Here is a 17,043-nt window from a genome sequence, read left to right as displayed (position 1 = left end):
ATTCACAGGTGAGTTTCAATAAAAGCGGCGTCCCACCGCTGCGTTTGAGGTCAGAGGTCGGACGCCGTGGGGGTGTTACAAAGGAAGAAGGAGGTTTTCAGCCGTTATCAGCCGGCAGCGGCTGCGTTTGCGGTGGTGCAGAACTCGGTAACGGCGGTGGTCACGTCAGCGCCCTCGCCAACCTGCTGCAGCATATTCCACCAAGCGGTACGAGCCTCGGCCCAGCCGGGAGTGACCTGATAGTAGTCGCCCAGGTAAGGCATGAGCTTCTGGTACTCGTTCATGACTTCATCGTCGGCGTACAGGTCAGACAGGGAGTTCTTCACAGAGAAGTAAGTAGAGGTCTTGACGGCCTTGGCGGTCTCGTCGGAGTTGGCCATGAAGTTGATGAAGGTCTTGGAAGCGGCGATCTTGTTCTCGTCGCCGTTGTCGAAGATGCCGAAGCCCCAGATGCCGCCGCACAGAGCGGGATCGCCGGACTCAGTGGGGAACGCCATGAACAGGATGTCGTCACCGTTGTTGGTGGTGCCGGCCGCGCTGTTGTCGCTGTTGGTCTGCTGGGCAATGTTCCAGCAGAAAGCCATCTGCAGGGTGCCGTTGCGGAAGAGGGTGATCTCCTCGCCGCCGTTGATGGAAGCGTCGAAGTTGATGCCGTCCTGGTTGTGCAGGGTCTCAATGGCCTTGACGTTCTCAGCGGAGTCAGCGGTGTACTTGGTGTGGGCTGCATCGGTGAAGGTGCCGCCGTACATATTGTTGATGATGGCGCGGGTGCCCTGGTCGCCGCCCTGGCCGCTGCAGTAGATCGCGCCGACGTCGGTCTTGCCGGAGTCGTAGACGGCCTGCACAGCCTTCAGGAAGTTGTCGGTGGTCCAGGTGTGATTCTCAGCATCCACGTACTGCATGGCGTCGGCAGCCTCAAACACGGTCTTGTTGATGGCCATGCAGTGGGCGGTCATGCAGAGCGGGAACTCGTAGTAAGCACCGGAGGAATCCTTGCAGGCGGACTCAACGCTGGCGCTGATGTCGGCCTTCTGGTCATCGGTCCACAGGTCGCTCAAGTCGACCATCAGGCCCTTGGCACCCCAGTTGGCGACCAGGCGCTCGGGGCCTTCCATAACGAGGTCGGGTGCGCTGCCGCCCTCGATGGCGGTGTTGACCTGGTCGTCGCCGTTGGTGTAGTCAAGGTACTCGACCGTGACGTGGATGTCGGGATACTGGGCGTTGAAGTCAGCCAGCAGTGCATCGACGGACTCGGAGTCGCCCCACTTGCCGATGGGGTAGGTCCACAGGGTAATATCAGCGGCCTGGCCGGCCTCGGTGGACTCTGCGGGAGCGGCGGCCTCGGTGGAGGCGGCGGTGGAAGTGCTCTCGGCAGGGGCAGTGGAGGTGGAACCGCCGCCGCAGCCTACCAACAGGCTGGCGGCCATACCGGCGGCCAAAATCGCGGATACTTGCTTTTTCATACGTTGTTCTCCTTTTTTGCCTTTCGGCCTTGTTGGGGGCATCATCGTTCTGTGTCCCTCGTGATGTCTCTATTTTAGAAAACTTTTTTCATTTTGTAAAGATGTGAAATAGCCAAGAAAAACGGCCGTTTCTGTACAAGTTGCACAAAATTAGCTGCATACAGTGCAAAATGCGCGCAGAAATACAGCGATTTCGTGGGTTTGCGGATGAAAAGTATTTCTTTTGCAGTTATTACAAAATGAAAACAAGTTCCAAAAATAGGAGGCTTCCTCTGCGCACCGGCGGAAAAACAGCAGGCAAAAAAGGCGATCACTCATAAGATTTATGGAAAATCGCCTTTGAGGCGGCCTTGGAATACTCCTTTCCCTGCGAAAATGAAAAATGTCAAATGAGGCATTCGTTTCGAGGAACTTTGCCTATTTTTTGCACAAATGCACAAAAATAGGCCGCAAAAACTGGAAGATAGTCACTTGCAACGAAGGCATTTTCCCTATATAATGAAATAAAAAAATAACTTTTCATTTTTAAGAAAGGGAGCCTCTTTTATGACTTATGAAAACATGACCCGCCGCCGCGTGCTTTGCTACGGCGATTCCAACACCTACGGCTATGACCCGGTCAGAGATGGACGTTACGGCGACGACGAGCGCTACCCCATGGTGCTGCAAAATCTGCTGGGCGACGGCTGGTCGGTGGTTGAGGAAGGCCTGCCCGGCCGCACGGCCGTGTTTGACGATGCCATCACCGAGGGGATGAACGGCCTGGCGCTCATCACGCCGATTTTGATGAGCCACGCGCCGCTGGACACCGTGACCATCATGCTGGGCACGAACGACAGCAAGAACCGGTTCGACTGCAGCTCTTATTTGATCTCGCTGGGCATTGTGCGGCTGGTGAAAAAGGCGCTGCACACTGAGTGCTGGCGCGACAACGCCAACCCGGATGTGCTGGTCATCGTGCCGCCGTCCATCACGCCGGAGTACGACAAGCTGAAATTCCGCGAGGAAATGGGCCCCGGCTGCCACGAACGCTGCGCGGGCATCGCCGCCCAGCTGAAACCGATGCTCGAGGGAATGGCCCATGTGCGGTTCCTGGATGCGAACACCCTGCCCGGGGCGGGATGCTCGGATGTGGATGGGATGCACATGACGCTGGAGGCCCACAAAGTTCTGGCCAAAGCCTTGCAAAAGGAACTGACGGGCAGTACACTATAAAGATAGGGGCGGAGCATTGCCCTGCGGCAGCAATCTATTATCAGAAAAATACACCGGAAAGGATCCATCCACCATGGTTGAGCAGAGTTTTTGGGAGATGCTGCGCACCAAGCGCGACAGCCTGACAAAATCGGGCATCATCGTCGCGGATTACTTATTGCAGCACGCAGAGGACGCACAATACCTGTCCATCTCGTCGCTGGCGAAGGCCTGCGGCGTGGCGGAGGCTACGATTTTCCGATTCTGCCGCTCGCTGGGGTTTGATGGGTACAATGAAATGAAGATCGCGCTGGCCAAGGCGACGGCCACGGCCCTGCCGGTCACGCTGAAGCTGGAGCCCGGCGTGGACACCCAGACCCTTTGCACCCACGCCTACAATACGGCCATCGAGGCGCTGAACGGCACCCGCAGCGCCCTGGACCCCGACGCCATCGACCGTGCGGCCACTCTTTTGCAGCGGGCACGGCAGGTGTATTGCTTCGGCCAGGGCGGCAGCCAGGTGTTGGCAAATGACATCTGGGCGCGGTTTTCCACGATTACCACCAAGTTCCACACGGCGGGGGACAGCCATATGCAGGCAATCACCGCCAGCCTGATGGGGCCGGAAGATGTGGTGCTGTTCGTCTCCTACTCCGGCGCAACGCGGGACATGATGGACACACTGCACCTGGCCAAGGAGAACGGCGCAAAGGTGATTTTGATAACCCATTACGACGACGCGCCCGGTGTGGCGCTGGCAGACGTGGTGCTGCTGTGCGGTGCCAAGGAAAGCCCGCTGGACTCCGGCAGTATGCCGGTCAAGCTGGCCGTGCTGTTTGTGGCAAACGTGTTGGTGCTGCGCTACACGCTGGACAACCAGGAACTGGCGAATCTGTCCCTGACAAGAACGAGCCACGCGCTGGCGAATAAGCTGCTGTAAAAGAAAGAGCCTTCCCCCAAGGGAGAAGCCATGCAAACAATAACCGCCCGGCATCATTGCGATGCCGGGCGGTTCCTTTTTTGTCAGGTCAGGCGTAATTTTTTAAAATCCCATAGGCGGCGGCGACAAGGGCGACAGGCACCAGCAGGGGCAGCAGGGCGCCAAGCACCGCAAACACCACCAGCAGCGGCAGGGCCACCACGAACAGCAGCGTCGCCACAATTTTTGCCAGTCCCCAGGTCAGGTGAAACGCCAGCCCCACCGACTTGAAGAACAGCCAGCCGAAAACCAAAATCACAAACAGCGTAAACATCCTCTATTTCTCCTTTTTTATAAGGCAATACCGCATAATTCTAAGTGCCGATACGGCGAGCGAGGTGCGGCAGCTGCTAAGCCAAAAGCGCAGATAATACTGGATGTCTTATCGAGCATTTTGGCAACGCAGATGCCGTGCCGTAGCCGCCGGAGCGGTGCTTAAGCCGTCAGGCGGGAATTGTGCGGTATTGCCATAAGTAAGCATTTCAGGTACAGGGTGTCGCTCCATCACCTTGTACTACGATTTTACCACGCGGGTTATTGCGCAAACAGGGAAAATTTAGAAAAATAGGGGGCGTTTTTTACTGTGGAGAGAAGGAAAAGCGGGTCGTCGGGGGGGCGACCTCTGCAGCTGATTACTCCGCCATCTTCTCCTTATAGATCTCCGCGTCGATCTGACCGTTGGCAAGCATCCGCTCGGTCCAGAGCTGCAGCGTCTCCACGGTGACGGAGATACGCTCCAACTCTTTGCGGATGTGGATGAAATCGTCGATCTCATCATTGGAGATATGCCCATCAGCGGCAATTTCGATGAGGCGTTCCTTTTCCTTGTTCATCGCATTCAGCGAGGCCAGCATTTCCAGCACAATGGCCGAAAGCTCCCGCATGGGCACCTGGGGCACATACTGCTCCCCGATGGGGCACTGGCGGGAACAGTAATAGTTGCACAGTGACGGCCGTTTGTACTTTTCGGCCATCGTCAGCACCTCGTCAGGGCGGGGGACAGTGCGCTCGTTCTCGATTTTTTCAATGCGCTCGGGCGCAATGGTCTCCAGCAGCTCACTGGCCTTTTCCCGGGTCAGGCCCAGTTCCTCGCGGATCAGCTGGTAGCTTGTCTTGTTCTCTTTGGTGGATGTACGTCCCATATGCGGCTCCTTTTTCCTTAGGCAACATCGCACAATTCCCGCCTGACGGCTTAAGCACCGCTCCGGCATCTGCCGCACCTCGTTCCCCGTATCGGCACTTAGAATTATGCGGTATTGCCCTTATAAAAATAAGCCTAGCATATTTTACGCCCCGCCGCAAGGGATTCGACAGGGAATTTGTTGCACTTTGGCCGCAGAATTGCTATAATATATTCTGTAAATCTATATACACGGAGGAACTCTTCCCCATGAATTGGATCGATAAACTCGAACGCCGCTGCGGCGGGCGCGGCATCCCCTACCTTATCAACGGCCTGATGCTGGGCCAGCTGGCGGCGGGGCTGATCATCCTGCTGTTCAGCTGGCAGTTTGCCTACCAGATCGACCTCAGCCGCGCGTATCTCGCGGGCGGGCAGGTCTGGCGGCTCGTCACGTTTCTGTTTCAGCCCATCTGGCTGGGCAGTGCGCTGGGCGTGCTGAACCTGGTGTTCTACTTCTGGGTCGGCAACGCTCTGACCCGCGTCTGGGGCGACTTCCGCATGACGCTCTATATCGCCCTGGGTATGCTGGGCGCGTGGATCAGCTGCTTTTTGACCGGGTACGCTTCCTGCGAGCCGATCTTTATGAGCCTGCTGCTGGCCTACGCTTGGCTGTGGCCCAACCAGACCGTGCTGCTGATGGGCATTATCCCCTTCAAAATCAAGTATCTGGGCTGGTATGAGATGGCCTGGTGGGCGGTCAGCTTCTTCCGGGGCGGCTTCCCCACAAAAGTGTGCCTGGTGCTGGGGCTGGCTGGCTTTTGGGCGTTCTACGGCCGTGAGGTCTTTGACTGGTGCGTGGACACCGTGAAAAGCTGGAAACGCCGCCGCGACTGGGAAAACCGCAACCGCTGAAATCTGTAATTTTTAACATAGAAAGGTCGAGTATACTATGAAACTCATCACTGCGATCGTCAACAAAGAGGATTCCAAAAACGTCTGTAACGAGCTGTTGAAAAATAAGTTCTACGTCACCCGCCTGGCGACCACCGGCGGCTTCCTGATGGCGGGCAACATGACGCTGCTCATCTGCACCGACGACGCCCGCGTTGACGACTGCATCGGTATCATCTCCAAGTGCTGCAAGCAGCGCACCGAAATCGTCCCCGGCACGGCCACGCTGGGTTTGGGCATCGAGAGCACGATGCCGATGGAAGTCACCGTCGGCGGCGCGACCGTCATGGTCACCAACGTCGAGCGTTTTGAAAAGCTGTGATGCTGGAACGTCTGGCCGGCAATGATGCGCTGAAATCCGAACTGGGCGCTGCCCTGCGCGGCGGCCGGCTGCCCCACGCGGTACTGCTGGTGGGCGAGCCGGGCTGCGGCACGGGCTTTGCCGCGCGCTGCCTGGCGGCGGATTATCTCTACCCGCAGGGTGGCCCCCACGCCGAGGCCGTGCTGAAAAAAGAGGACACCGAGTGCCTGGTCTTGCAGGGCGAGGGTGCCAGCGGGCAGATCCCGGTCAAAAAAGTGCGTGAGGCCCGCGAGGCTATCCAGCGGTCGGCGCTTTCCACCGACGCGGCGGGCCGCGTGCTGTTTATTTATGGGGCGCAGAATTTGAACGGAACCCAGGGTTCTGCGGCCAATGCACTTTTGAAAATTATTGAGGAGCCTCCGGAAGGTGTATTGTTTCTTTTGACAGCACCTAACGCGGCGGTGGTGCTGCCGACGATTCGCAGTCGGTGCGCGGCGTACACGATTGCGCCGGTGCCTGCGGCGGACTGCGCGGCCCGGCTGCGCGCTGAGCGCTTACCCGCCAAGGCGGCGGACGAGCTGGCCTTTCTGTACGAGGGGCATATCGGCACGGCGCTGAAAAGCTGGAACGACCAGACGACGAAAGCCGCGCTGGGCATGGCGAAAACGCTGTGCGGCTACGCTGCCCAGGGCGACACCTACCGGGCGCTGGCTCTGCTGACAAAGTATGAGCGCGACAAGGAGGGCTTTGCGGCCCTGCTGTGGCAGCTGGACCAGCTGTGCAGCGCCGTCCTGCGCCGCCCGGCCTACGGCCAGGAACAGTGCGGCGGCCTGACACCGGATGACGCGGCAAAGATTTTGCGCGCCGACGCCGGGGCACGCCGGAGCCTGAACGGCAACGGCAACCTGCGCCTGAATGTAGCCGTGCTGGCGGGGGAGATAACGTAAAAAAGACTTCATTATATAATAAGGACAAGCCAATGAAAGTAGTATCCGTCAAATTTAAAGAGAACGGCCGGGCGTATTATTTTGACCCGGGTGCGTTTAAGATCAAGGAGGGCGACTTTGTTGTCGTCACCACGGCCCGCGGTACCGAGTGCGGCGAGGTCGTCCGCGCCGCCCATGAGGTGCCGGGGTTCTCCCGCGAGGTCAAGCCGGTCATCCGCGTGGCCGACGCCGTGGATGTGCGCCGTATGCGCCAGAACCGCGCCGATGTGCAGCACGCCTACGAAATCTGCGAGCAGCGTATCGCCGCCCACAACCTGAAAATGAAGCTGGTGGACGCAGAATATACGCTGGATCGCAGCAAACTGGTGTTCTATTTCACTGCCGACAACCGCGTGGACTTCCGCGAGTTGGTCAAGGATCTGGCCGCGCAGTTCCACACCCGTATCGAGCTGCGCCAGATCGGCGTGCGCGACGAGAGCAAAATGCTGGGCGGTTTGGGGCTGTGCGGCCAGCCGTTCTGCTGCAGCCGTTTCCTCAAGAACTTCCAGCCGGTGTCCATCAAGATGGCCAAGGAGCAGGGCCTGAGCCTGAACCCCGCAAAAATCAGCGGGTCATGCGGACGCCTGATGTGCTGTTTGGCTTATGAACAAAAGAGTTACGAATATCTGAATTCGATTACGCCGCAGGTGGGCAGCATCGTCCGCACGCCGGACGGCGAGGGCACTGTCATCGAGACGAACGTTGTGGCAGGCACGCTGAAAGTACGTTCCAATGTTGAAATTTTAGCTCCGCGCATCTATAAGAGGGACGAATGCGCCTACATCCGGGGCGGCAAACGCGCCCCGCAGGCCCCGGATAAAGAGGACGAATAATGGACTATAAGCGCGGTTAGTTGCGGCTTACCGTCGAAAAATTTCAAGATATGGCACTTGCCAAAATCCAAACAATGTGGTACACTAAGTACAACGCAGTAGGCAGAGCAAACCGACTGTGTGCTGCCCCGGGGAGCAGCCGTGCAGGGCCGGGACGGTACAAAATATAGATTCAGCACGGAGATAAGGAGTTCACGATGGCTCATACCGTTTCCAGCGAGTGCGTTGCTTGCGGCGCTTGTGTTGACACCTGCCCCGTTGGTGCAATCACCATGGAGGACAAGGCTGTTGTCGATGCAGCTTCCTGCGTTGATTGCGGCGCTTGCGAGGGCGTTTGCCCCACCGGTGCTATCCAGGCTGAGTAAGCTACATTAGCACAAATACAGCGCGTTCTCTCAGGCAAAGAGAGAACGCGCTTTTTGTTTTGTATAGAGCCCGCGCGTGTACGGTGGACAGCCATTTGCGGGAAAGTTGCGGGCGGCATATAGGCCGCCCCTACAAATCATTGGCCGGAGACAAATAGTTTTTCTTTCAAAACCTCCGCCGAGGGCTGGCCGGGGGCGCTGGCGGTGGTACCAGAGGTCACGCCGAAGGTGGCGGCGCTGCCAAAGGCCCCGCCGCAAAATCGTGTGACGGCCCCGATCGCGCCCATGCTCATCGTGATGAGCGGCACGCCCGGGCGGGCCGCGTGGGCGCGGGCTGTGGCTTCCAGCAGGCGGGCAGCGTCGGCGGCGGTGTGGGGCATCACGGCCAGCTTGGCAATGTCGGCCCCGGCGTCGGCCATACCCACCAGCGTGTCGGCCATGGCGTCGGTGGCGGGCGTGCCGTCAAAATGGTGCTCGCTGTAAAGTGCCGCCGCACCCGCCGCGCGGGCGGCGTTGCGCAGGGCGTCGCGGTGGGGGCCGCAGGCCTTCCACTCAATGTCCAGTGCGTCCACGCCGCCCTGGGCCAGCAGTGCGCGGCAGTGGGCGGCGTAGGTGTCGGGCATCAGGGCCAGCTCCCCGCCCTCGGCTTTCGTGCGGATCGTCACGATCAGCGGCTTGTCCGTCAGGCTGCGCACCAGCGCCAGCGCGGCGGAAAAATCGACCTCGGGCAGGGGGTCCAGGCGCAGCTCCACCACCTCGGCGGCGGGGTCTGCGTCGGCGGCCGCGGCCAGCGGGCGCAGGGCACCCAGGCTGCGGGCAAACAGCGGCACAATGATACGCGGTGCGGCGGCGTCGAAAGTCAGACCGCGAAGGGTCAGCATAAAAATCATCCTCTCGGGGCAGTTTTTTCTATTTTAGCACAATTTGGCCGAAGTGTAAAACAACCGCGCTATTTTGCTTGCACAACCCCTGTCAATCGGGTAAAATGCTGAATATGAGGTGAGTTTTATGAGCAAAATCACGATTCCGGGGAACTCCATCCTGCTGTTGGAGGGTGGTTCGCTGCGCGGTTTGTACACCGCGGGCGTGCTGGATACCTTCATGGAGAACGACCTGTATTTCCCGGCGGTGGCGGGCGTGTCCGCCGGTTCGCTGAACGCAATGAACTATGTCTCCCGCCAGCCGGGGCGGTCGGCCAGTATCAACCTGCGCTATCGCCACGACCCGCGCTACTTTGGCCCCAAGGCGGCGCTGCGCGGCGGCAGCGTGTTTGGCCTGCAATTTATGCTGCACGACGTCAAAAAAGAAGTGCCGTTCGACGAGGAAATGTTCCGGAACGGTGGTATGCGGATGATTGCGGTGGCCACGAATGTAGCGACCGGCAAGTCCGCTTATTTTGAGAAAGGCAAGACCGATTTTGACTTCAATGAGGCCGTGCGCGCGTCGGCCAGCCTGCCGCTGGCGTCCACGCCGGTCATGCTGGACGGCCAGCCCTACCTGGACGGCGGCTGCTCCTGTCCCATCGCGCTGAACTGGGCGCTGAACCAGGGCTTTGAGAAAATCGTCGTCATCACCACGCGGCAGAAGGGGTTCCGTAAGACGATGCCCAGCCAGCGGATGGTGGAGCTGTACGACGATTTTTACGGCGATAAACCGCTGTTCTTGGCCGATATGCTGACCCAGGAGATGCGCTATAATACCCTGATGGATCAGCTGGACGAGCTGGAAGAGAGCGGCCGCGTACACTGCATCCGTCCCAATGACCCCATCACCATCGGCCGCTTTGAGGGCGACGAAAACAAGCTGCTGGACCTCTACAACCGCGGCCACCGCGAGGGGCGGGAAAAGCTGGAAGAATTGCGGACGTATTTGGAAAAGTGATTTTGCCTTCCCCCTTGGGGGAAGGTGGCCGAAGGCCGGATGAAGGGCGCGTTTGCCGATATGACCCAGTAAGGGTGCAGTAAGGCAAGGCTGCCCCTCATCAGACTGCTTCGCAGTCAGCTTCCCCCTTGGGGGAAGCCTTATTCTTGCAATGGCGGTCAAAGTGCGTTACAAAAGGTACAATTATGACATACACAGAGGAGACACCGATGGTTAAAGGCGTTATTTTTGATATGGACGGCCTGATGTTTGACACGGAGCGGCTGTGGGATAAAATGTGGGAACCTGCCTGCAAGGCGCTGGGGCTGCCGCTGCCGGAGAATCTGGCGGCGTTCAGCGCCAGCTGCCGCGGGCTGGCGGGGGATAACCTGCGCAGCCAGGTGGCAAAATACATCCCCGGCGACCCGCAGCGGCTGCTGGACAAGGTCTGGCAGATGGCTGACGAACGGTTTGCCCAGGGCGTGCCCTGCAAAAAGGGTCTGAAAGAGCTGCTGACCGCGCTGGATGATAGGGGGATGCCGCGCATCGTGGCAAGCTCCAGCCCGCGCACGATGATCGAGATGAATTTGCAGAACACCGGCACGGCGCGGTATTTCCACGACGTTGTCTCCGGCACGGAGGTCAAGCACAGCAAGCCCGCGCCCGACACGTTTTTGCTGGCGGCGGAAAAGCTGCACCTCGACCCGAAGGACTGTTTGGTGTTGGAGGATAGCTTCAACGGTGTGCGTGCGGGCCGCGCGGCGGGCTGCGTGACCGTGATGGTGCCGGACATGATGCAGCCGACCGAGGAGATCATGCAACTGTACGACCGCAAATGTGAGGACCTGCTGGAAGTGCGGGATTTGCTGATTGAGGGGAAGCTGTAATAAGCCTTTTTTCCCCCCCCCCGAGGGGGGCCAAAAAGCGCTTGCCTTTTCCTTCTGTTTGTGGTATACTGAATGTCGGCGGCCCGGGACGGGCCGTACATTTGCGCTGTACTCCCGAATTGTAGGAGACGGCAGCAGGAGGAAAATTGAATATGAAAAACCGTACCAACATCCGTTGGCTGACCCAGCTTGCACTGCTGGTGGCCATTCTGCTTGTGCTGAACTATACGCCGCTGGGCTATCTGCAGATCGGCCCGCTGTCGGCGTCGCTGCTGACGGTGCCGGTGGCAATCGGCGCCATGACGATGGGCCCCACGGCGGGCGCCATCCTGGGCGGCGTGTTCGGCGCGACCAGCTTTATCCAGGCGGTCGAGGGCAAGAGCGCCATGGGCGCGGCCCTGTTTCAGGTCAGCCCGTTCGGCACCTTTGTGGTCTGCTTTGTGGCCCGCGTGCTGGTGGGCCTGTGCGCCGGCCTGATTTTTGCCGCCCTGCGCAAAGCGATGCCGAAGAACGAGAAGCTCTGCTGCTTCCTGGGCGGCCTGGCCGCGCCGGTGCTGAACACCGTGTTCTTCATGGGCTTTTTGGTGCTGATTTTTTATAACTGCGAGTACGTGCAGAACCTGGCAAACACGCTGGGCGCAGCCAATGCGTTTATGTTCATTGTGCTGCTTGTGGGCGTGCAGGCAATTTTTGAGTGGGCCATCTGCTGCGTCGTGGCCGGTGCGGTTTCCCTGCCGGTGCGGAAATATTTGAAGATGAATTAAGAATTTATAATAAAAAGGCGATGGAACGTGGAATGTTCCATCGCTTTTTATTTGTAGAGATGTAGGGGCCGCGCATGCCCGGCCCCTACGGTGTGGTGCCAGTGTCACACCGCCCCGTAAATGCCCTTTACGCTGACTTCGCCGGTAAATACGCGGGTGTCGCCGGATTCGTCGTGGACGATGAGGCGGCCGTCGGCGTCCACATCGGTGGCGATGCCTGCGCCGCCGTCGTAGGTGACGCGGCGGCCCAGGTTGACGCAGCAGGCCTTGTAGCGCTCACGGTAGGGGGCAAAGCCCTCGCTCTCGTAGGTGTACAGTGCGCGGTCAAAGCCGAAATCCGTCATGTACTGTGCCAGCCACTCAGGGTCGGTGTCCATGTCCACCGATACGCCCTGCAAGGCAAGGCTCGTGCCGTGGGGCAGGCCCGCGGCGTCGAAATACTCCTGCGGCTGGGCCAGGTTGATGCCGATACCCACCACAATGCTGTGGCCGTCGGGGCCGACCTCGCACAAAATGCCGACAATCTTCTTGCCGCTCAGCAGCAGGTCGTTGGGCCATTTGATCTGGCAGTCAATGTGATACCGCTCCCGCAGGGCGTCGCAGACGGCCAGGCTGGCAAACAGCGGCAAAGTGGCGGGCTGGACCAGGTCAGTCTTGATGACCGCCGTGTAATACAGGCCCTTGTGGGGCGCGTCGAGCCAATCGCGGCCCAGGCGGCCGCGCCCGGCAGTTTGGTGGGTGGTGTACACCGCGCCGATGGGGCCGAACTTGTCCAGGTTATGCTTGGCCCACAGGTTGGTACTGTCTACTTCCGGCAGATAGATAACGCTCTCGTTCAAAATTCAGGCACCCTCTTCCAGGTAAAACTGCATTCGCCGTTGGTGATGGTAACGACGCCGTAGCTGCCGCCGTCGCGCAGGCTGCCGGGGTTAAAGACGGTGGCCGCCGTGCCCACGCCGCGCACCAGCTCGCGCCGGTGGGTGTGGCCGAACAAGGCGACATCCGCGCCGCGCTCCCCGGCACACTCGGCCAGGCGTTCGCTGCCCATCTTGACGCCGTAATGGTGGCCATGGGTGTAGAAGAACAGCACCCCACCGAAAGGAACCATTCCCTCGCTGGGTTCGTTGTAGTTCATATCACAGTTGCCCGCCACGCGGTAGATGGGGTAGGGGACTGGCTCTTTGCGCAGCTCCAGCGCGGCGTTCAGATCGTACAGACCGTCGCCGAGGTAGAACATAGCGTCGGCGGTCTCGTTATTCAAAAGCCAACGAAGGTCGCGCAGGCGGCCATGGACGTCGGAGACGACTAAGATTTTACACATAGGAAACTCCTGTTGAAAAAGGCTTCTCCCTTGGGAGAAGCTGTCTGCGAAGCAGACTGATGAGGGGCAGGCTTGCCAGGCTGCGCTTTTACGGCGCAGCCTGGGCATACGCGCCCCTCATCCGGCCTCGCGGGCTCGGCCACCTTCCCCCCATAGGGGGAAGGCTTTTTATTGGATAAGCTGCTTATAAATTTCACCTTTACTAAACGGTGTCCCGGCGGCGGCCTGCTTGGCGGCGGCAGCGGGGGGCAGGCCGTTTGCCTGCAAGGCACGGGCAGCGGCGACGGCTTCTTCCAAAGTCGGCGCAGCGGCCTGCTCAACGGCGGCGGGGTCGGCACCGGCCAGGACCAGCACATACTCGCCGCGGGGATCGTTTTCTTTATAGTAAGCCACGGCCTCACCAAGGGTCGTTTTTTTGATCTCTTCGTGCAGCTTGGTCAGCTCGCGGCAGAGCGAGACAGAGCGTCCTGCGCCAAACGCCGCGGCCAAATCGTCCAGCGTGCCGCGCAGCTTGTGCGGGGCCTCGTAGAAGATCATGGTGCGGGTCTCGTTCTGCAAAAAGGCAAGGCGCTCGCGGCGGTCGCGCTTGGGCACAGGCAAAAATCCCTCAAACACAAAGCGGGCCGTGGGCTGGCCGCTGGCTGCCAGTGCCGTGACGCAGGCTGACGCGGCCGGGATGGGCACGACCTTGATGCCGCGCTCGTGGGCCTCGCGAACAATCTGCTCGCCGGGGTCGCTGATGCAGGGCATACCGGCATCACTGCAAAGGGCGCAGTTTTCGCCCGCTTCAATGCGCTGCAAAATGGCCTCGCCGTGGTGGAGCGCGTGTTCATAGTAGCTGACCATCGGCTTTTTCAGCCCCAGATGGTTCAGCAGCCGCAGGGTCACGCGGGTATCCTCGGCGGCGATGAAGTCCGCCATGCCGAAGGTGGCAGCCACGCGGGGCGGCATATCGTCCAGATTGCCGATAGGCGTAGCGACAAGATATAAAGTTCCGGGCAAAACGAAAACCCCTTTTGATATTGATATAGTATTATTATAGCCGTAACAGCGGGTAAGTGCAAGCAAAAAAGCGGGCAGCGCTGCCATTCGGCAGTGCTGCCCGTAAATTTAATCCCCGCTCCGTTCCTCAAACCCGTACTCATGCTCCTTGAGGGGGAGGGTGGCGGTCTCGATGTTCTCGATGCGGGCCCAGCGGTTGGTGCGCTCGATCAAGGGGACCAGCGCGTCCAGCGCGGCGCGGTCGCCCTGGGCTTCCAGCGTGACGCTGCCGTCCCAGTTGTTGGCGACCCAGCCGGTCAGCCCCAGGTGCAGCGCGGCGGCGCGGGCGTAATAGCGAAAGCCCACTCCCTGCACCGTGCCGGTGAACCGCCAGCGGCGGCGAAGGGTGCTCATGCGTCGATGCCGGTAACGGTGTAGTCCTTGGCCTCAACGGCGGCCTTCAGCTCGGCATCGGCCACGTCATGGGTCAGGGCGACGATGGCCGTGCCCTGCTCGTGGCTGACCGTGGCGCTGGCAACGCCGTCCAGGGCTTCCAGGGCCTTCTTCACAGCGGCCTCGCAGTGGCCGCACATCATGCCTTCAATGTGAATCGTCTTGTTCATGGTGATTTCCTCCGTTTTATCGTCAATTTCGGCAGGCTGTACAGGGCAGCTGCCGGTGGGGCAGGTGGTTGGTTCAGAAATGGGTTTACGGGCAGGGGCCTTGCGCTTCGGCGGGGCGTCGTGGGCGGCATTGCGCGGGTCAAAGGCGTTGAGCCGCAGCGCGTTGGTGACAACGCAGACGCTGGAAAGGCTCATGGCCGCCGAGGCGATCATCGGGTTCAGCGTGATGCCGATACCGGTGAACACGCCCGCCGCCAGCGGAATGCAGATGGCGTTGTAGAAGAACGCCCAGAACAGGTTCTGGTGAATGTTGCGCACCACCGCGCGGGACAGGCGCACCGCGGCGGGCACATCGGCCAGATCGCTGCGCACCAGCACAACGTCGGCGGCGTCCAGCGCCACGTCCGCACCGGCACCGATGGCGATGCCGGTCTCGGCGCGGGTCAAGGCGGGGGCATCGTTGATGCCGTCGCCGACCATGGCAACGCGGCCCTGCGCCTGCAGGGCGCGGACTTCGGCTTCCTTGCCCGCAGGCAGAACGCCTGCAATGACGTGGTCGGTGTCCAGGCCGATCGTTGCGCCGATGTGGCGGGCCGTGGCGGTATTGTCGCCGGTCAGCAGCACGACCTTCAGGCCCAGAGCCTTCATCTGGTCGATGGCAGATTTCGAGGTTTTCTTGACGACGTCGGCCACGCCGATGACGCCCGCCGCCTTGCCGGCCAGCGAGAAATACAGCGGCGTGATGCCGTCGGCGCTCATGGCGTCGCCCGCCTGGGCCAGATCGTCAGGCAGCTCGCAGTGCTCGCGGATGAAGTTTGCGTTGCCGCCCGCGATGACTTTGCCCGCAACTTTGCCCTGTAAACCCTTGCCGGGGACAGCCTCAAAGTTGGCGACGGTGGTGTAGGAGAGCTTGTCCTTGTCGGCGCGTTCCAAAATGGCGCGTGCCAGCGGGTGTTCGCTGCGCAGTTCCAGGCCGGCAGCCAGGCTGAGCAGGAACTTTTCGGGCACGTTGCCGGTGCCAACGATTTTGACGACGCTCGGCTCACCGGTGGTGACGGTACCGGTCTTATCCAGCAGCACAGCGTCGGTGTAGCCGGTGGTTTCGAGGCTGGCGGCGGTCTTGAACAGAATGCCGTTCTTGGCACCGACGCCGCTGCCCACCATGATGGCGACCGGGGTGGCCAGGCCCAGGGCACAGGGGCAGCTGATGACCAGCACGCTGATACCGCGTGCCAGCGCGAACGTGAAGGTCTGGCCCAGCAGCAGCCAAATCAGGAACGTTGCGGTGGCAATGCAGATGACGGTGGGAACGAAGATGCCGGAAACTTTATCGGCCGTCTTAGCAAGCGGGGCCTTGGTAGCGGCGGCGTCGCGCACCAGGCGGATGACCTGGGACAGCGTCGTGTCCTGGCCGACGCGCTCGGCACGGCAGGTCAGGGCACCGTTCTGGTTGATGGTGGCGGCGCTGACAGGCGAGCCGGGGAACTTGTCCACCGGCATGCTCTCGCCGGTCAGGGCGGCCTCGTTCACAGTGGAAATGCCCTCGGCGACTGTGCCATCCACCGGGATGCTCTCGCCGGGGCGAACCAGGAACAGGTCGCCGACATTGACCTCGCTGACCGGGACTGTGATCTGCTCGCCGCCGCGCAGCACACAGGCGGTCTGCGGGGCCAGCTTCATCAGGCTTTTCAGCGCGTCGGTGGTCTTGCCCTTGCTGTATGCTTCCAGCGTTTTGCCCACGGTGATCAGGGTCAGGATCATGGCCGCTGATTCAAAATAGAGGTCGTGGCGGTACTGCATGACCAAATCGTCATTGCCGGTGTACAGGCCGACGCAGATCATGACGATGGCGAACAGGCCGTAGGCCAGTGACGCGCCCGCGCCGAGGGCCACCAGCGTGTCCATGCCGGGGGCGCGGGTCTTGATGCCCTTCCAGCCCGAGATGAAGAAGGCACGATTGATCCAGCAGACGGGCAGGGTCAGGGCCAGCTGGGTGCCTGCAAACAGAATGGCGTGCCAACCGCCGCCGTGGAACACGCTGCCCAGCGGCAGGCCGATCATGTGGCCCATCGAGACATACATGAGGGGAACGAGAAAACACAGACTGGCAATCAGGCGTTTTTTCAGCTTTGGGGTCTCGGTGTCCTCCAACTCGGCGTTCTCGCTTTCGGCGGTGGCGAGGGATGCGCCGTACCCGGCGGCATCCACCGCCTTGATGATGCGTTTTGCGGTTGCGTCAGGGTCGGCATCGGGTGTGTAATCGACCTGCATGGAGTTGGTCAGCAGGCTGACAGCGACGGATGCAACCCCCGGCACAGCCGCCACGGCTTTTTCCACATGGCTTGCGCAGGCCGCGCAGCTCATGCCGGTGATGTCATAGCGTTGCATGGGGAAGGTCTCCTTTTGGTGAAA

At 60.4% G+C, this 17,043-nt stretch carries 19 protein-coding genes; 10 read left to right on the top strand and 9 right to left on the bottom strand.

The window, feature by feature from the left end; genetic code table 11:
* Positions 1-107: 107 nt before the first annotated feature.
* Positions 108-1,463, bottom strand: coding sequence for an ABC transporter substrate-binding protein (locus GPK89_RS10355; RefSeq protein ID WP_215692890.1), 1,356 nt, complete (start codon positions 1,461-1,463; stop codon positions 108-110).
* Between the two features lie 546 nt (positions 1,464-2,009).
* Between GPK89_RS10355 and GPK89_RS10350 the strand changes: the two genes are divergently transcribed.
* Both GPK89_RS10350 and GPK89_RS10345 read left to right on the top strand, forming a co-directional pair.
* Positions 2,010-2,678: a GDSL-type esterase/lipase family protein gene (locus GPK89_RS10350; protein ID WP_215692888.1), complete on the top strand. Its 669-nt coding sequence runs from the start codon at positions 2,010-2,012 to the stop codon at positions 2,676-2,678.
* 73 nt (positions 2,679-2,751) lie between these two features.
* Positions 2,752-3,597, top strand: coding sequence for a MurR/RpiR family transcriptional regulator (locus tag GPK89_RS10345; RefSeq protein WP_215692886.1), 846 nt, complete (start codon positions 2,752-2,754; stop codon positions 3,595-3,597).
* 88 nt (positions 3,598-3,685) lie between these two features.
* Here GPK89_RS10345 and GPK89_RS10340 read toward each other — a convergent pair whose 3' ends face one another.
* Entirely contained in the window at positions 3,686-3,910 is a 225-nt protein-coding gene (locus tag GPK89_RS10340; protein WP_215692884.1) for a hypothetical protein, read from the bottom strand.
* 358 nt (positions 3,911-4,268) lie between these two features.
* On the bottom strand, positions 4,269-4,778 hold the full coding sequence (locus tag GPK89_RS10335) for a helix-turn-helix domain-containing protein (protein WP_215692882.1): 510 nt from the start codon (positions 4,776-4,778) through the stop codon (positions 4,269-4,271).
* Between the two features lie 248 nt (positions 4,779-5,026).
* Between GPK89_RS10335 and GPK89_RS10330 the strand changes: the two genes are divergently transcribed.
* The 5 genes from GPK89_RS10330 (at position 5,027) to GPK89_RS10310 (ending at position 8,195) form a co-directional block, all read left to right on the top strand.
* The gene (locus GPK89_RS10330; RefSeq protein ID WP_215692880.1) at positions 5,027-5,671 is read left to right on the top strand and encodes a Rhomboid family protein; all 645 of its coding nucleotides are present in this window, start codon (positions 5,027-5,029) and stop codon (positions 5,669-5,671) included.
* 37 nt (positions 5,672-5,708) lie between these two features.
* On the top strand, positions 5,709-6,032 hold the full coding sequence (locus GPK89_RS10325; RefSeq protein ID WP_215692878.1) for a cyclic-di-AMP receptor: 324 nt from the start codon (positions 5,709-5,711) through the stop codon (positions 6,030-6,032).
* Entirely contained in the window at positions 6,032-6,958 is a 927-nt protein-coding gene (locus GPK89_RS10320; RefSeq protein ID WP_215692876.1) for a DNA polymerase III subunit delta', read from the top strand. Before GPK89_RS10325 ends, GPK89_RS10320 begins: the two co-directional genes overlap by 1 nt.
* Before the next feature lie 32 nt (positions 6,959-6,990).
* Positions 6,991-7,830, top strand: a complete 840-nt coding sequence (locus tag GPK89_RS10315) for a PSP1 domain-containing protein (protein ID WP_215692874.1) — start codon at positions 6,991-6,993, stop codon at positions 7,828-7,830.
* 197 nt (positions 7,831-8,027) lie between these two features.
* Positions 8,028-8,195, top strand: coding sequence for a DUF362 domain-containing protein (locus tag GPK89_RS10310; RefSeq protein WP_078784341.1), 168 nt, complete (start codon positions 8,028-8,030; stop codon positions 8,193-8,195).
* A gap of 137 nt (positions 8,196-8,332) precedes the next feature.
* Here GPK89_RS10310 and aroD read toward each other — a convergent pair whose 3' ends face one another.
* Positions 8,333-9,076 (bottom strand): type I 3-dehydroquinate dehydratase, encoded by a 744-nt coding sequence (gene aroD, locus GPK89_RS10305; protein WP_215692872.1) that lies wholly within the window; start codon positions 9,074-9,076, stop codon positions 8,333-8,335.
* 127 nt (positions 9,077-9,203) lie between these two features.
* Between aroD and GPK89_RS10300 the strand changes: the two genes are divergently transcribed.
* The 3 genes from GPK89_RS10300 (at position 9,204) to GPK89_RS10290 (ending at position 11,706) form a co-directional block, all read left to right on the top strand.
* Positions 9,204-10,076: a patatin-like phospholipase family protein gene (locus GPK89_RS10300; protein ID WP_215692871.1), complete on the top strand. Its 873-nt coding sequence runs from the start codon at positions 9,204-9,206 to the stop codon at positions 10,074-10,076.
* 185 nt (positions 10,077-10,261) lie between these two features.
* Positions 10,262-10,942, top strand: coding sequence for an HAD family hydrolase (locus GPK89_RS10295; protein ID WP_215692870.1), 681 nt, complete (start codon positions 10,262-10,264; stop codon positions 10,940-10,942).
* Positions 10,943-11,094: 152 nt separating this feature from the next.
* A complete protein-coding gene (locus GPK89_RS10290) occupies positions 11,095-11,706 on the top strand; it encodes an ECF transporter S component (RefSeq protein WP_215692869.1) in 612 nt (203 codons plus the stop codon).
* 104 nt (positions 11,707-11,810) lie between these two features.
* On the opposite strand, the gene GPK89_RS10285 is transcribed toward GPK89_RS10290, so the two are convergent.
* From GPK89_RS10285 to GPK89_RS10265, 5 genes are all read right to left on the bottom strand, one after another.
* Positions 11,811-12,545 (bottom strand): biotin--[acetyl-CoA-carboxylase] ligase, encoded by a 735-nt coding sequence (locus GPK89_RS10285; RefSeq protein ID WP_252261628.1) that lies wholly within the window; start codon positions 12,543-12,545, stop codon positions 11,811-11,813.
* Positions 12,542-13,027: a metallophosphoesterase family protein gene (locus tag GPK89_RS10280; protein WP_215692868.1), complete on the bottom strand. Its 486-nt coding sequence runs from the start codon at positions 13,025-13,027 to the stop codon at positions 12,542-12,544. The genes GPK89_RS10285 and GPK89_RS10280 overlap by 4 nt, the downstream gene beginning before the upstream one ends.
* Before the next feature lie 168 nt (positions 13,028-13,195).
* Positions 13,196-14,029 (bottom strand): 16S rRNA (cytidine(1402)-2'-O)-methyltransferase, encoded by an 834-nt coding sequence (gene rsmI, locus GPK89_RS10275; RefSeq protein ID WP_215692867.1) that lies wholly within the window; start codon positions 14,027-14,029, stop codon positions 13,196-13,198.
* Positions 14,030-14,137: 108 nt separating this feature from the next.
* Positions 14,138-14,422 (bottom strand): acylphosphatase, encoded by a 285-nt coding sequence (locus GPK89_RS10270; protein ID WP_215692866.1) that lies wholly within the window; start codon positions 14,420-14,422, stop codon positions 14,138-14,140.
* Positions 14,419-17,019 (bottom strand): heavy metal translocating P-type ATPase, encoded by a 2,601-nt coding sequence (locus GPK89_RS10265; protein WP_215692865.1) that lies wholly within the window; start codon positions 17,017-17,019, stop codon positions 14,419-14,421. Before GPK89_RS10265 ends, GPK89_RS10270 begins: the two co-directional genes overlap by 4 nt.
* Between the last annotated feature and the right edge of the window lie 24 nt (positions 17,020-17,043).

The organism is Gemmiger formicilis (assembly GCF_018784445.1).
Classification (GTDB): domain Bacteria; phylum Bacillota; class Clostridia; order Oscillospirales; family Ruminococcaceae; genus Gemmiger.
Note: the sequence above shows the minus strand (reverse complement) of the source record. Positions and strands in the feature narration are given on the sequence as shown.